The sequence below is a fragment of the Vibrio sp. Y176 genome (assembly GCF_033438945.1).
This window is the reverse complement of the sequence record NZ_JAWOQS010000074.1, coordinates 1-1,337: the sequence shown is the minus strand read 5'-3', so window position 1 is coordinate 1,337 and position 1,337 is coordinate 1. Positions and strand designations below refer to the sequence as shown.

2 protein-coding genes are annotated in these 1,337 nt (G+C 47.1%); one reads left to right on the top strand and one right to left on the bottom strand.

Translation table 11 applies throughout. The features are described 5' to 3' along the window. A partial coding sequence (locus tag R7O13_RS24155) for a glutathione S-transferase C-terminal domain-containing protein (RefSeq protein WP_318304839.1) occupies positions 1 to 438 on the top strand: 438 nt, incomplete at its 5' end. Between the two features lie 67 nt (positions 439 to 505). Here the strand turns inward: R7O13_RS24155 and R7O13_RS24150 are convergent. Continuing rightward, on the bottom strand, positions 506 to 1,337 hold an 832-nt coding region (locus R7O13_RS24150; RefSeq protein WP_318304838.1), incomplete at its 5' end, for an electron transfer flavoprotein-ubiquinone oxidoreductase.

Below are 1,337 nucleotides of genomic sequence, written 5' to 3'. Positions count from 1 at the left end.
GAATATGTGAACGAGCAGTACCTACAAGGAAAGGCGTGGCCGAGCCATGTAGCGGACAAAGCGAAAGCGCGCGCGATTTCGGCTGAAATGCATTCGGGCTTTTTTGATTTGAGAAACGAGTTACCGATGAACTGTCGCGCACGTCGAAAAGTAGAACTGAGCGATGGAGCACTAAAGGATATTGCACGCATAGACGCAATTTGGTCTGAGCAAATGGCAAAGTTCCCAGACGCTTTTTTGTTTGGAGAGTGGTCGATTGCCGATGCTATGTATGCACCGGTTGCGTTGCGCTTTGAAACTTATGGCATTGAATTGTCCCAAGGCGCTAAAGCTTACCAGCAAAAAGTGCTAGCAAGCCAAGCGGTACAAAAGTGGCTAGCGGAAGCAAGTCAAGAAACAGATATTGTGGAAGAAGATGAAGCAGGAGTAGAGGTTTAAGTCCTCGATTTTGCTTCACCCTTTAAGGAGAGAGCATGATAGACACGGTGCTATCATGCTCTATTGACTACATATTCTGATAATTAGGCCCACCACCGCCTTCAGGCGTCTTCCACGTAATGTTTTGTGACGGATCTTTTATATCGCACGTTTTACAATGTACGCAGTTCGCGGCGTTGATTTGAAACTTCACTTTCCCATCAATTTCGACCACTTCGTAAACCCCGGCAGGGCAGTAACGCTGGCTTGGCTCATCAAACAACCCGAGGTGCACATCGATGGGGATATGAGGATAAGTCAAAACAAGATGGCACGGTTGGTTTTCTTCATGTTGTGTGCCGGATAAAAACACCGAAGATGGTTTATCAAAGCTGATTTCTCCATCCGGTTTTGGATACTCAATCGGCGGGCATTCATTTTGGGGTTCTAACTGTTCGTGATCGTGGGAATGGTCTTTCACTGTCCACGGTATTGGCTTTTTAATCAGAGGAAGCCACAAGTTGTGCTCGAAGGTAGAAAGAGCTCCGCCAAACAGGCTACCGAACTTATGCAGGTTCGCTCCAAAGTTACGCGTTTCGGCGAGTTCATCGTACAGCCAAGAGGCTTCAAATCGCGATTGATAATCAGGTTCACACCTTGAGTCTTGTAATGCTTGATGAATGGCTTCTGCTGCTAGTAAGCCTGATTTCATCGCGGTGTGGCTGCCTTTTATCTTCGCAACGTTAAGTGTTCCTGCATCACAGCCAATTAATAAACCGCCGGGGAATTGTTGTTTCGGTAAGGAAGATAACCCACCTTTTGCGATGGCTCTTGCACCATAAGCGATGCGCTGTGCCCCTTTTAGGTGTTGTTTGATTGCAGGGTGGTGTTTAAAGCGCTGAAACTCATCGAATGGGCTC